The organism is Rickettsia sp. Tenjiku01, from assembly GCF_001653015.1.
GTDB lineage: Bacteria > Pseudomonadota > Alphaproteobacteria > Rickettsiales > Rickettsiaceae > Rickettsia > Rickettsia rickettsii.
In genome coordinates this window covers 25,317-38,831 of the sequence record NZ_BCMR01000018.1, presented here as the reverse complement: position 1 = coordinate 38,831, position 13,515 = coordinate 25,317, and the positions used below count along the sequence as shown (strand labels likewise).

Genomic DNA, 13,515 nt, shown 5'->3' with positions numbered 1-13,515 from the left:
ATGACGATTCTCAGTACTTCTCTATATAATACTTATTCTTATCCCTTAAATCCAAAACCTTATAATTTTGGTTAAATAGCTTATTAGCTTTATTTAGTGCATCGACATATTTTAATGCTTCTTCAAACTCTTTTTCAGGTAACTTAATACTTATATTACCTTTAAGATTTAAATCCCACCTTCTATCTCCGAGTCTTACAGCAGCTGAAGTTTTATTCATTAATGCCGGATATTTCTGCAGCTCTAATACTAATGTACCTGCATAGATATTCGCCCCTTCCCCTACAACATGTAATAAATGAGGAAAAGGTTGAATATTTTTACTGATTTCGTAACCTTCTTCATCGACTAAGAAAAGCTGATTATTAAGTTGCCAAATAGCAATAGGTTCTCTTTCAAATAATTTTATATATACCGTATTTGGTAATCTTCTACTGACATATACTTCCTTGATCCATTTATTTTTCTTTAAATTATTTCTAATTTCGTCTAATTTAAGAGCAAAAATAGGACTGCCCTTATTTGCATTTAAAACCTTTAATATTGTAGGCTCATCGACATTTTGCTGTCCTTCAATGATAACATTCTCAAGTTTAAACCCAAGTTTTGTTGTTGTTTGGTATATATTTGTTGTTAAGTAGGTTTTTATGCCAGCAAAATATTTTGTAAAAACAAATAGACATACAAAGATAATTAAAGCAATCTTAAGCCCTAATATTGCTTTTTTGTAAATTAGTCCTAATTTTCGGCGTAATGAGATATTATTAGTTTTTTTTGTTTGTTTTTTTTTATTGGAGCTTGTTTTTTTTCTCATGATTCAAAGCTTGCCGTCTTTATAATTTCTTCAATTAAGTTAGTAAAATTTATCCCTGCATAAGCTGCAATTTCCGGCACTATTGATAAAGGCATCATACCTGGGTGAGTATTTATCTCCAAAGCATATAACTTGTTTGTCTGCTCTTCTAAAATAAACTCTGCTCTAGCAGGACCTTTACAATTCATTGTTTTATAAATTTTTTCTGATTCTATAAGTAATTTCTCATATAAATTAGCAGGTAGCGGAGCAGGACAAAGATGATCAGCAAATCCTTCGGTATATTTAGTTTCATAATCATAGAAACGATTCTTTAGTAATTTAATCTCTAAAGCTCCAAGAGCTTTGCCGTTTAATACCGCTACTTGCAATTCTCGCCCTTTTATATATTGTTCTATTATTACCTGATCACCGTAAGGAAAATCATAATCGACAAAGTTAAAATCGTCTTCTGCAAATATCACCTCAACACCAATACTTGAACCTTGCGTAAGAGGCTTAATAACGTACGGTCGTTTCATAGGATGATTTTTTATATTATCGCTTTTATTTACAACAATGCTTTCTGCCATATTAATATTATGCGTTAAAAACCAGATCCTAGAATGTATTTTATCGAATGCTAAAGCTGAAGATAACACGCCGCTATGAGTATAAGGAATCCGCATTATATTAAGTAATCCTGGTAAACAACCGTCTTCACCATATGTACCGTGCAGGCAATTAAAAACGATATCAGGTTTTATTTCTTGTAATCTAACTGCAATATCCGCTCCCATATCAATAAAGGTAACTCTATATCCTAATTCAATTAAAGCTTTACTCACTACTTCGCTTGACACTAACGATACTTCACGCTCAGCAGACATACCGCCTGCCATTAATGCTATATGCTTTTTACCGGTACTACTTAATATTTTAACTATAGAGTGTTCTACCCAATGTGTTTGATATTTATGCACGTTTTTTCCTTTCTTATTAAATCCATTGTAATTCCTAACTAAAAGCGGCCTTGTTGCATAGCTCGAAAAACCTACTCGATGTCATCCCCGCGTAGGCAGGGATCCAGAAAAATAACTTCAATATTGATATAGAAGTTACACATTATAAAATAAACATATAAAAAACTTGTTTTTTATATGTTTTACTGGATGCCCGCCTTCGCGGGCATGACATAGAACTAGCTGCAACAACGCCATTTTTAATTAGGGATGACGTCCGATTCTCTTAATCTCCCACTCTAACTTAACCCCACTATCTTCACATACTTTCTGCCGGACGAAATCACCTAAATCTTCTAAATCCTTAGCGGTAGCATCACCATTATTTATCATAAAATTACAATGAAGTTCTGACATCGAAGCACCGCCTATTCTATAGCCTCTAAGCCCCGCTTTGTCAATAAGTTCCCACGATTTACGCCCTTCAGGATTTGCAAAAGTACTACCGCCCGTACGCTCTTTAATAGGCTGTGTAGATGATCTTGCGTTATTTATTTCATTCATCCGTAATAATATATTTTCACTATCGCCTTTATTTATTTTAAAAACAGCTTTGAGAATAATTAAATTCTTTGGTAAATTATTACTGCGATATTTAAAACCGATTTCTTCATTTGTGAATGTTAAAAAGTTTCCTGCAAAGTCAATCGCTTCAATCTGCACTACAATATCTTTAAATTCAGAGCCGTAAGCACCGGCATTCATAGCAACACCGCCGCCGATAGTCCCTGGAATACCTACTAAAAACTCAAAACCGGAAATAGCATTTGCTTGACAAAATTTTGCTAAATTATAATTAAGGCAGCTGCTACCTACTATTAAATGATTATCTATAAACTCAATATTGCTAAAATTCTGACCAAGTTTTATAACAACCCCTTCTATGCCGCCGTCTCTTATAATAATATTTGAGCCTGCTCCAAAGGTCTTTATAGGTAAATTTTGCTTATTTTGTATTAAGAAACTTTTTAAATCTTCGCTATCTAAAGGTTTAAAGAAAATTTCAGCATTACCGCCTACTTTAAACCATGTTAAGTGTTTTAAATTATAATCTTTTTTATACTCGCCTTTTACTATCGGTAAAATTAACATATTTAGTCCTGCTATTCGCTTTACTGTTATCTTCACTCTTTTGTCCCCTAGTTCGCTTGACCCTATGTTATACGAACAGATGTCATTCCCGCGAAAGCGGGAATGACATAAGAGCTATGCAACAATACCAGTCAAACCACGGTATGACAGCTAAAGCCACGGGATGACAATCTCCCATCTAATTCATTAGCAAAACTTGAAATATTACCTGCTCCCATCATAATTATCATATCACCAGAAGCTGCATTATCTATAATAACTCCAACCGCATCATCTAGCTCTGCTAGAAAATTTGCTTTATCGTGATATTTATGCTTAGTAATCTTATCAACTAAACTTCGTCCTGTAATTCCTTCTATAGGGCTTTCACCTGCAGCATATATATCGGTAATATAGAGTATATCGGCATCAGCAAAGCAAAGCATAAAATCATCAAATAAATACTGCATTCTTGAATATCTGTGAGGCTGAAAAATAGCAATAACTTTACCGTTTTGTTTATTTGCTATATTTTTAGCCGTCGCAAGCGTTGCTTTGATTTCCTCAGGGTGATGAGCGTAATCATCGATAATTGAAGCGTTATTATATTCAGCTACTTTAGTAAATCTCCTCTTCACTCCTTTAAAATTATTAAAACCGTTTTTAATAGCTTTAATACCGAAATCTAATTCTATCCCAACGCCAATTGCAGCAAGACTATTTAAAATATTATGTCTTCCGGGCGTTGGAATAGTAATTTTTTCAATAATCGTTGTACCTAGTACATTTGGTAGACTAATTTTTACGTCAAAAGTAGAAGAGGCAATATCAGTGTTAATATTAAACGCTATAATATGAGCATCTTCCGAATCGATGCCATAAGTAACAATCTTCCTTTCAGTAATATCGTCTACTAACTTACGAACTATTTTATGATCGATACAACAAACGGCAAAACCGTAAAACGGCAAATTAGTAATAAAGCTTCTAAAAGCACCAATTAATGTTTCAAAATCTCTATAATAATCTAAATGTTCAGGATCAATGTTAGTTATTATCGCAATAGTTGATGGAATATGAATAAACGTTGCATCCGATTCATCGGCCTCCGCAATTAAATAATTACTTGAACCAAGATATGCATTAGTCGATTTATTATTGATGATCCCACCGTTAATAACCGTAGGACATAAACCAGCTGCCTCAAATAAACAAGCAACTAAAGAAGTAGTAGTGGTTTTACCGTGCGATCCCGAAACTGCTACTGAACATTTTAATCTCATAAGTTCAGCAAGCATGTCCGCACGTCTAATAATTGGAATTTTACGCTCCAAAGCTTCTTTTATTTCAGGATTCTTTGGATTAATTGCCGATGAAATAACAACATACGACACATTGGTAATGTTCTGCTCGGCGTGTCCTAAAAATATTTTAATGCCGTATGACTCAAGCCTTTTAGTATTATAATTTTCTACTAAATCGGAACCTTGTACTTTATAACCTAGATTATATAATATCTCGGCAATACCGCTCATGCCAACGCCGCCGATACCTATAAAATGTATAGTTTCTAAGGTTTGATTAGTTTTTTTTAATTCAAGTAACAGCATTTAAGTTTAATCATTTAAAATTGAGTTTTGCATATAGGTTTTAAGTAACATTGTCAAGCACTAACTGTGTCATACCGCGACTTGATCGCGATATCCAGTTTAAAATATTAAAATCATTGATATTAAAAGTTATTTTTATGGATACCATGCTCAAATCACGGCATGACATCGGAATCTTTTTCAAGAGCCATGCAACAAAACCGGTTCAGTATGACAATCATTAAACCTCATCCACCCTATCAAATGTTGCTTCGGAATAGAAGTTTCCTTGTAGCCCACCGACTTTTAGATCAATTAAAAATTTAGCTATTTCTCCGTTTTCTACGAATTCAGCTACCGTTTCAATACCTAAATCTTCTGAAATTTTAATTAATCTTTCTACGAAATACCTACTTTGTACATCACTTGTAATACTACGCACATATTCACCGTCAATTTTGATAATATCAATTGGTAAGCTTTGAAGTTGTTTAAAAGAAGTAAAACCCGCACCAAAATCGTCTAATGCAAATTTACATCCGTACTTACGTAGTTTATTAATAAATAAAGTTATTTTATCGTAATGCTGATTGAAAGAAGTTTCCGTAATTTCAATAATTAAACGATCCCGAACATTATGAGCTTTTAATAAGTTTTCTGCTATGTCCCATAAAGCTTCATCGCCTATTCCTATATTTGAAATATTAACGGCTAACATTAAGTTAGGGTTGCGGGCAAGTTCATTAACAGTCATTGCTAAAACAATTTGATCAATTATAAAAATTAATCCTTTATTTTCAGCAATAGGGATTATAGGACCTACGGAAATATAAACACCGTTCTCGTCAGGTATACGAAGCAGACATTCATAATAATGAATCTTCATAGTATTACGATCTATTATAGGCTGATAAGCAAATCGCATAGTCTTTTTTGCTAAGGCTTGTCTTAGTAAGTTAAGCTGAAGATTAGATTTTCTTATATTTTCCAAATCATGTTCTGTACTGCTATATTCACGGTAATAATAATTATTATTTTGTGAAAGTAACATATTTAATGTTTTTTCAATTTCTTTAGCATTATTACTTACTTTTTTTGGAAATTTAATACTCGCAATATAACAATTCATATAAATTGCCGGCTGCTGTTCATTAATATAAAGCTGCAAAAATAAATATAATTTTCTAGCAAAATTTTTAATTAAGTCAGAATCAGTAGTATTTAGGATAAATAATATTCTATCTTTCTTTATTTTCTTAAACTTTGAAAAAATATTAAGTTCTTTGCTTACATCTTCAATGATTTGATCTAAATCTTCAATTATACAATGCTTACCCTGCTCTATAAATTCTATTTCATCATAATTAACTAATCTACAAGCAAAACATACGCCTTTTTCCAATTTATCTATCGCATCTTGTAAATCTTTATAATCCGTTATTAATTCCGACATTGCCATGTGTATCATAAAATTATATACTTAAGAATATTAGGACATTTTTACTGTAAATGAAATAAAAATATGAACCGCATAGAAAGGATACAAGAAAAATTAAGTGTGTTAAAACCACATTTTCAAGAAATAATAGATGAAAGCTATAAACATGCTAGTCATTATAACGGAATTCACAGCCATATAAAAATAAGAATTTCTGCAGAAACATTACAGGGGACAAGCCTAATTGCCAATCATCGCACTATTAATAACTTACTTGCCGATGAATTTAATAGCGGCTTGCATGCTTTATCGATAGAGGTACTATGAAAACAAATAATATTTTAAAAGTAGCCGTTGGCGCTAGCAGCGTAGCACAAAAAGCCTTAAATAGTATAACGGATAAAAGCTGTGGCATAATTGAGGATAAAATACTTAAAGGTAATTACGTCACTCGCGAAGAATTTGAAAAATTACAAACTTTAGTAATAAAACTCAAGAAAGAATTAGCAGAGTTAAAGAGCAAATAATTAATCAACTAGTTTCAGAATTTTCTATTTTTGCTTTTAGCTCTTCTATTTCTTCTATAGTTAGCCCTGTTGAATCTGCTATTATATTGACATCTATATCTTTAAGTCACAAGTTCTTTGCTATTTCTATGCTTCTTTCTTTCCCTTTTTCACACTGTTCTTCCTAAAGCTATTTCCTCGGCATCTTCCATTAATTTCGCTCTTATATAGGCATCATATTCTTCGGCGGTGAGGTTATGCATTTCTATTATATTGTATGCATCTAATACCTTCTCGCTCTTTATATTTGCAGGTGGGCTGTTTTCTGTTTCTGCACACTTAAATAAATGTAGCCACTCATCTATAGTAGTTTCAAGCTTATCTTTATCAAAATTTTAAGCTCTATAAATACATAGGAAAAATCAAATAAATATTGCTTATTTGTTTTAGTTTCAAGCATTTTAGTATTAATAAGTATAACTATTACCAGTAATAAATCTTTATGCTTTATTCCTTGTGTAAGTTGCTGTACGTAAGAATGAGCAGAATAATATTGCACTCTTTTTAAGTAATCGCTTTCATTTCTTTTTTGCATCTCGATTATATACCAGCTACCGGCTTCATCTTTAACCTTTAAATCAAATATGCTTTTTGTTCCCTTTATCGAGCATAGGTACTTGCTCTACAGGTATAAATTCTATTGCTTTAATTCTAAGCCCCTCAGGTAGTTCAAGAACTGCATTGATAAATTCCTTGAACCTCTCTAAATCACGAAAGATTTTTTTAAATACACTATCAATTAGTGGGATCTAAATATCTTTGCATATTAATTATTACTTTTGGTATTATTATATAGCTTTTTAAGTAATCAGTAAATAATACTAGAATATGTACTTTTAATAGAATAATTATTGCTATTTTTTAACAAAAATTACGTACTTTGATCCGTTCTAATGGATACGATTGCTGACATGCCAGGAACTAGATTAGCATTTGGGGATTCAAAATCTATTAAAACAGGTACACGTTGTACACTTTTAGTAAAATTACCGGTAGCATGATCTGGTGGGATTAAGCTAAATTTAGAGCCGGTCGCAGGAGCAATATTACGAATCTTCCCGTAAATTACCTTTTTAGGCAAAGCATCAAATTCAATTTTGACTTTCATGCCGGACTTAAATTTCTGAATTTGTGTTTCTTTAAAATTAGCCTGAATATACATAGTATTATCTTGAACTATAGAAAACAACGCTCTACCCGGTACTATGTAATTTCCGACTTCTAAACTACTATTACCGAATATACCGGGTACCATAGCAATAAGTTTAGTATTTTGTAAGCTCCTTAAGGTTACTTTTTTATTTGCTGTTAGCTCTTTAAGTTTTTCCTGTTCTGCTGCTTTTTCAAGCTCAAGAAGCTGTAAATGTTGCTTAGATATATCTAAATCTAACTGTGCTTGTTTATAATCCGTTTTGGCTTTTTGATATGCGTTTTTAGAATCATCTAACGTTTTAGAGCTAGCAAATTTTGCCTTATTTAACTCCTGCACTCTCATAAAATCTGTTGCAACAATATCAAAGCTTATTTTATTAAGCTTTAATTTTTCAGCTGCTTGCTCTAGGCTAATCTGCCCTATTGAGATTTTTTGCTCTATAATTTCTATATTTTTTATGCAAGCTTCAATAGATGCTTCAAGTGCTGCAAGCTTTGCCTTATAATCTCTATCGTCAATTTCACCTATCAGATCGCCTTTATTAACTTTAGTATTATTGGTAACAAATAACTTTGTTAAAACACCGCTAACTTCAGCACTAACATTTGAAATATCTGCATCTATGTAAGCATTATCCGTAGATTGTGTATTTGCCCAAACATAAATTCTATATCCCAAATAAATAAATATGATTAAGGCTATAATAATTACATATTTAGTAAATGGATGATGTTTATATTTGTCGATAGCTTGTTGTAACACACTCGGCATAATTAACTTTACCAATACCCTCTATGTTTCAAAAAATAACAAATTGGTATAGAAAGAATATATATAACTGCAATTACCGGTAGTGAATACCATGGATATATGATAAGATTTATAATAACAATAGCAACTAAAATCATTGCAAGCGATAAATATTCAGGTTTAATACTCAAATTTTTTGTTGAGATTGTAGGAAGCCTACTAGCAAGTAGAAAAGCTATAATAGCCAAATATATATTAATTGTTATAGTATGAGTACGGGTATTGATATTTAATAACGTACCGATTTCAAAATCTATCATTACAGGCATTAAAGCAAGTAAAGCACCGCATGGGGCAGGTACACCGGTAAAAAAATAGTCAGTTTTATCTTGTTTCGGTTGATAAATACCAACGTTAAAGCGAGCTAAACGTAGTGCCATACACACTATAAATAATAACATTACCGCTGATGAAAATACCTTATACTCATATTGTTGAAAAGACCATAAATATATCAGATATGCAGGAGCTATACCGAAATTAGCAAAATCGCATAATGAATCAAGCTCTGCACCAAATGGACTAACTGCATTTAGCATCCTTGCTATTCTACCGTCGATACCGTCAATAATTGCCGCTACTATAATGCAATATACCGCAAGTTCCCATCTGCTATCCAAAGCAAATTTTATAGAACTCATACCGGTTACTAAACCAAGCAACGTAATAAAGTTGGGAATTAATTTTATTAGAGGTACAGGCTTAGTTATTATAGATTTACGAATTTTTAACAATTTTTATACTCAAAATGTATTTATCACGTCATTGCAAGGAAAAAACAGTGTGGTTGCATGGCTGTCAATGTCTCATTCCTGCAAAAGCAGGAATCCAGAAAAAAATAATCTTAATTTGATAAAATAAACAGATAAAAAACTTGTTTTTTATACGTTTCACTGGATTCCCTCCCGCCTACGCGGGAATAACATAAACAAACCATGCCTACGGCTGCTCGCAATGATGGTTTTAAAGTTATGAGGCTACTTCCTCTCAAACTTAAATTCTGTTGTCTTTTTACGTCCAAAATCAGCAATGATAGTTTCACCGCCTATAGCAGTCTGCCCTTTACTCACTAATAAAGCTGTTTTCAACGGTAGATAAACATCTACTCTGCTACCGAAACGAATTATACCATATCGCTCGCCCGTTTTAACTTCATTAGCCTCTTCTAAATCACACACTATACGCCTTGCTATAAGTCCGGCTATTTGAACAAAAACAATTTTCTGACCTTGAGCAGTTTCCATTAATACTGATTGACGCTCATTATAAATACTAGCTTTATCGAGTGAAGCATTAAAAAATTTTCCTGGATTATAATGAAGTGCTAAAATTTTTCCGTTTGCCGGGATTCTATTAACATGGACATTAAAAATATTTAGAAAAATACTAACTCTAATCATTTCCACATCACCAAGCCCTAATTCCGGAGGCGGCAATGCTTCCTTAATTTCTTGAATTATTCCATCTGCAGGACTTATTACCAGATCATCACTTATAGGCACAAAGCGATCAGGATTACGGAAAAAATAAATACACCAAGCAGTAGCAATACATCCAATACAGCCAAGTTTTTCATTAAATGATGCTAATAAAAAACTTACTAATGCAAAGCTAGCAATAAATATATATCCTTCGCGGTGAATAATTTTAAATAAATCATTATATTGTTTCATTTTAATCTCTATGAATCTCCTTATTATTTTTAACTATGCCTGTTGGTTCTCACTCTCGTTTTCATCTTCGTCTTGAGGGGTAGTTTGGACTTCTTGCGCAGCACCAAGAGCATATACACATAAATCCGGGAGTGGAACGCCGTTTTTTTTGGCAAGATCATTTAGCTGTGATATTGCTTTCATAACATCATCAGGAATAGTACCGCCTCTTTCGTCAGATAACCATTTTGCTTGAAATTGTAGCGGATGATGCCCTTCTTGAGGCGTACCTATATAAAACTTAAACTTGGCTCTTTGTCCACTAAAATCGCAGTCAAATTCAAACTCTTTATAATGTGCCATAACTTTATGAATTAATAATTATATTAATATTATTATAACAATAAAAATGCAAATCTAAAATAATTTCTTGTCTAATATTTTTTAAGTTTTTTAGCAATATAACGATTTGAATATAGAAATTTATCGCTAGAATCTATAATTATCCCGCCTGCTTCCTTAATAAAAAGCTCAAATGCATAATATAATGTAAAATTTAATAATGATAAACATATTAAATCCGCTTTACCTGACGCTACAAGCGTAGCCCCATAGCAAAGAGAACCAAAAGATCTAATATTATCTACCTCTATCTCCTCCAAATCATTATGAGTTACATCTTCAATAATTGCTAAACAGTTTTTTAAATCGGCATTATCGGAAACTCTAAGTCTTAATCCTTGATAATTAGAGTTTAAATTATTTTTTTCTATCCAAGCTCCCTTACCTTTTTCAGCATAATAAATTTCATTAAGAGCAGGAAAATATATTACTGTAGAAGTAGGCGTTAAAACTTCTTGATTCCTTTTTAAATAAGTTACGGATATCGCAAAAAAAGGTATGCTTCTGGCGAAATTATTTGGGCTATCTATAGGATTAATTAAAAAAACACTCTCATAATTATTATTTAAATCGAATTTATCCTCCGGAAAAAATAAATATTGTGTATGTTTTTGTAATTCTTCACATAATAAAGTTTTTAATTTTAAATAAGATCGCTTACAAAATTCTTCATTTCTTACAGAATTTTTTTGTAGCATTTCGAGTTCTAAAAAATCTCTATGCAAAAACTTAACAGCTTTACGCAGGGCATTAATTAATACATTAGTTATAGGCTGCATTTGATATTTTTAATTTAAGATATTAGTTTTAGAAATTATGTCGTATGGCTTTAAAAAATTGATACCATTCCTAGCTAAAAGCATTGCCTGAGTGGATGCTGAAATTCATCATTGCGAGGTAAAACTGTAAGTTTTGACTAAGCAATCTCAGAATATTTGACGAGATTGCCACGCAGCCTACGGCTGCTCGCAATGACGGGATGGTATCCATAGTTCAATAAAACAGCTTACTTCGCTCGCCCAACATATGTCATATCATCAGTTTTAACAACAATTTTTTCTCCTATTTCTAAATATTGCGGGACTTTAACTTTAATACCGTTTTCTAAAATTGCTGGTTTATAAGAAGCGGTAGCGGTTGCTCCTTTTATTACCGGATCAGTTTCACTAATTTCAAGTATAACAGTTGGAGGAAGCTCAATATTTAAAGGCTTGTCATTATAAAATTCGACTTTAACAATCATATTTTCAGTTAAGAAAGATAATTTTTCTTCTAACATTTCCTTGGAAATATTTATTTGATCAAAATGATTGGTATCCATTAATACCAAATCATCACCTTCAAAATATAAAAATTGATAATCTTTTTGTTCAAGTTCAGCTTTTTCTAAATAATCGGCAGAACTGAATCTTTCGTTACGCTTTGTCCCTGTTTTTAAATTTTTCATTTCAACTTGTACATAAGCTCCACCTTTCCCGGGTTGAGTATGTTCCGGTGTTTTGCTGACAACCCATAAATCATTATTATACACTAATATGTTACCTGTTCTAATTGAATTTGCTGAAATTTTCATATATCATACATTTAATACTTAAAATTAAAGTATAAATATACAAATTATTTCCTTTAAAAACAAGAATTTAATCTTATGACCACAATATTAGTAGTAGATGATATAGAACCCAATATTAAGTTACTAACAGCCAAACTTTTAAAAGAGTATTATACGGTTCTTACTGCAAATAGCGGTAAAGAAGCACTAGCAATTCTTAAAAAAGAAAAAATTGATATTATACTACTTGATGTTATGATGCCGGAAATGGATGGATGTGAGGTATGTCACACGATAAAAACCGATCCGGAAACTACTCATATACCGGTTGTAATGGTAACTGCACTTTCCGATATTGATGATCGAGTTAAAGGTCTTGAGGCAGGAGCTGATGAGTTTTTAACAAAGCCGATTAACGATACTGCTCTATTTGTAAGACTTAAATCACTATCTAGAATGAAAAGCTTAATTGATGAGTTAAAGCTTCGTAATAGCACTAATGCATTATTAGGCGTAACAAATATCGAAATGCATGACACTTGTGCAGATAAAAAAATATTACTAATTAATGATGATGTGGTACAAGCTAAAAATATAAAACAAATGTTACTTAAGCTTACCCAAAACGTAAAGGTAATAAGTAATTCCGATGAATTAGATATTATAAATGAATATACCCCCGATTTAGTAATTATCAGTAGTACGCTCGAAAATGACGATCCTTTGAGGATCAGTGTTATTTTAAGAGGTAAAGCAGAAATAAGCGGCGTAGTAATAATTTTACAAATTGATGAAGACGGTATACCTTTGGTTGTGAAAGGTATTGAACTCGGTATTAATGATTATTTCGTTTATCCTATAGAGGAAAGTGAATTGCTTGCTAGAATTAAAACACAATTAAGACGTAAGCAATATCAAGATAATTTACGTAATGATCTTGAACAAAGTGTCAATTTAGCAGTTAAAGACGGTCTAACCGGCTTATTTAATCGTCGCTATTTCGATATACATCTCAAACAAATTATTGAGAAAACTAATAAAGAAAGTATTAAATTATATTTACTTATGTGCGATATCGACAATTTTAAACATGTAAACGATACTTACGGTCATCAAGCAGGCGATAAGGTTTTAACAATTGTATCCCGTATTTTGAAGAATACTCTCAGAGTAACAGACTTAATAGCAAGATTCGGCGGTGAAGAATTTACTATACTCTTAACGGATATAGATATTTCTAAAGCAATTGAAACTGCGGAGAGAGTTAGAGTTAAAATAGAATATATGAATTTTCACATTGAAGATCAAATTAAACCTTTAAAAACAACTATTTCAATCGGAGTTACGAAATATAAAAAAGAAGAATCAATAGAATCTTTCATTGAACGTGCTGACAAAGCTATGTATGAAGCTAAAACAACGGGTAAAAATAAAGTAGTAAAATTATAATTGATTTTTTAAAGTAAA

15 protein-coding genes and 1 pseudogene are annotated in these 13,515 nt (G+C 31.9%); 3 read left to right on the top strand and 13 right to left on the bottom strand.

The window, feature by feature from the left end:
• Nucleotides 1-10: 10 nt before the first annotated feature.
• The 5 genes from TENJIKU01_RS05375 to TENJIKU01_RS05355 all read right to left on the bottom strand — a co-directional run bounded on the left by TENJIKU01_RS05375 (nt 11) and on the right by TENJIKU01_RS05355 (nt 5,943).
• A complete protein-coding gene (locus TENJIKU01_RS05375; protein WP_064429489.1) occupies nt 11-814 on the bottom strand; it encodes a cell division protein FtsQ/DivIB in 804 nt (267 codons plus the stop codon).
• The gene (locus TENJIKU01_RS05370; protein ID WP_064429488.1) at nt 811-1,776 is read right to left on the bottom strand and encodes a D-alanine--D-alanine ligase; all 966 of its coding nucleotides are present in this window, start codon (nt 1,774-1,776) and stop codon (nt 811-813) included. Before TENJIKU01_RS05370 ends, TENJIKU01_RS05375 begins: the two co-directional genes overlap by 4 nt.
• Nucleotides 1,777-2,019: 243 nt before the next feature.
• Nucleotides 2,020-2,907: a UDP-N-acetylmuramate dehydrogenase gene (gene murB, locus TENJIKU01_RS05365; RefSeq protein WP_064429487.1), complete on the bottom strand. Its 888-nt coding sequence runs from the start codon at nt 2,905-2,907 to the stop codon at nt 2,020-2,022.
• A 131-nt stretch (nt 2,908-3,038) separates the two neighbouring features.
• Complete coding sequence (gene murC, locus TENJIKU01_RS05360; protein WP_064429486.1) at nt 3,039-4,496, bottom strand: UDP-N-acetylmuramate--L-alanine ligase; 1,458 nt, start codon at nt 4,494-4,496, stop codon at nt 3,039-3,041.
• Nucleotides 4,497-4,716: 220 nt separating this feature from the next.
• Nucleotides 4,717-5,943, bottom strand: coding sequence for an EAL domain-containing protein (locus TENJIKU01_RS05355; protein ID WP_064429485.1), 1,227 nt, complete (start codon nt 5,941-5,943; stop codon nt 4,717-4,719).
• Nucleotides 5,944-5,997: 54 nt separating this feature from the next.
• On the opposite strand from TENJIKU01_RS05355, the gene TENJIKU01_RS05350 reads away from it, so the two are divergent.
• Nucleotides 5,998-6,240, top strand: coding sequence for a BolA family protein (locus TENJIKU01_RS05350; RefSeq protein WP_064429484.1), 243 nt, complete (start codon nt 5,998-6,000; stop codon nt 6,238-6,240).
• Nucleotides 6,237-6,440 carry a hypothetical protein gene (locus TENJIKU01_RS05345; protein WP_004996338.1) on the top strand — a complete coding sequence of 68 codons (204 nt, stop codon included), beginning with the start codon at nt 6,237-6,239 and terminating at the stop codon, nt 6,438-6,440. Before TENJIKU01_RS05350 ends, TENJIKU01_RS05345 begins: the two co-directional genes overlap by 4 nt.
• Nucleotides 6,441-6,780: 340 nt before the next feature.
• Here TENJIKU01_RS05345 and TENJIKU01_RS05340 read toward each other — a convergent pair whose 3' ends face one another.
• The 8 genes and pseudogenes from TENJIKU01_RS05340 to efp all read right to left on the bottom strand — a co-directional run bounded on the left by TENJIKU01_RS05340 (nt 6,781) and on the right by efp (nt 12,069).
• A complete protein-coding gene (locus tag TENJIKU01_RS05340; RefSeq protein WP_255374212.1) occupies nt 6,781-7,020 on the bottom strand; it encodes an Rpn family recombination-promoting nuclease/putative transposase in 240 nt (79 codons plus the stop codon).
• 37 nt (nt 7,021-7,057) lie between these two features.
• Nucleotides 7,058-7,244, bottom strand: a pseudogene (locus TENJIKU01_RS10740) (hypothetical protein).
• 106 nt (nt 7,245-7,350) lie between these two features.
• A complete protein-coding gene (locus TENJIKU01_RS05335; RefSeq protein WP_064429482.1) occupies nt 7,351-8,403 on the bottom strand; it encodes an HlyD family secretion protein in 1,053 nt (350 codons plus the stop codon).
• An 8-nt stretch (nt 8,404-8,411) separates the two neighbouring features.
• Complete coding sequence (gene pssA, locus TENJIKU01_RS05330; protein ID WP_064429481.1) at nt 8,412-9,176, bottom strand: CDP-diacylglycerol--serine O-phosphatidyltransferase; 765 nt, start codon at nt 9,174-9,176, stop codon at nt 8,412-8,414.
• A gap of 243 nt (nt 9,177-9,419) precedes the next feature.
• On the bottom strand, nt 9,420-10,115 hold the full coding sequence (locus TENJIKU01_RS05325; RefSeq protein ID WP_064429480.1) for a phosphatidylserine decarboxylase: 696 nt from the start codon (nt 10,113-10,115) through the stop codon (nt 9,420-9,422).
• 33 nt (nt 10,116-10,148) lie between these two features.
• Nucleotides 10,149-10,457, bottom strand: a complete 309-nt coding sequence (locus TENJIKU01_RS05320; RefSeq protein ID WP_064429479.1) for a DUF2610 domain-containing protein — start codon at nt 10,455-10,457, stop codon at nt 10,149-10,151.
• Nucleotides 10,458-10,528: 71 nt separating this feature from the next.
• Nucleotides 10,529-11,275 (bottom strand): inositol monophosphatase family protein, encoded by a 747-nt coding sequence (locus TENJIKU01_RS05315; protein ID WP_064429478.1) that lies wholly within the window; start codon nt 11,273-11,275, stop codon nt 10,529-10,531.
• Between the two features lie 227 nt (nt 11,276-11,502).
• Entirely contained in the window at nt 11,503-12,069 is a 567-nt protein-coding gene (gene efp, locus TENJIKU01_RS05310; RefSeq protein ID WP_064429477.1) for an elongation factor P, read from the bottom strand.
• A 75-nt stretch (nt 12,070-12,144) separates the two neighbouring features.
• Here efp and TENJIKU01_RS05305 point away from each other — a divergent pair, with 75 nt between their 5' ends.
• Nucleotides 12,145-13,497 carry a PleD family two-component system response regulator gene (locus TENJIKU01_RS05305; RefSeq protein WP_064429476.1) on the top strand — a complete coding sequence of 451 codons (1,353 nt, stop codon included), beginning with the start codon at nt 12,145-12,147 and terminating at the stop codon, nt 13,495-13,497.
• The last annotated feature ends 18 nt before the right edge of the window (nt 13,498-13,515 follow it).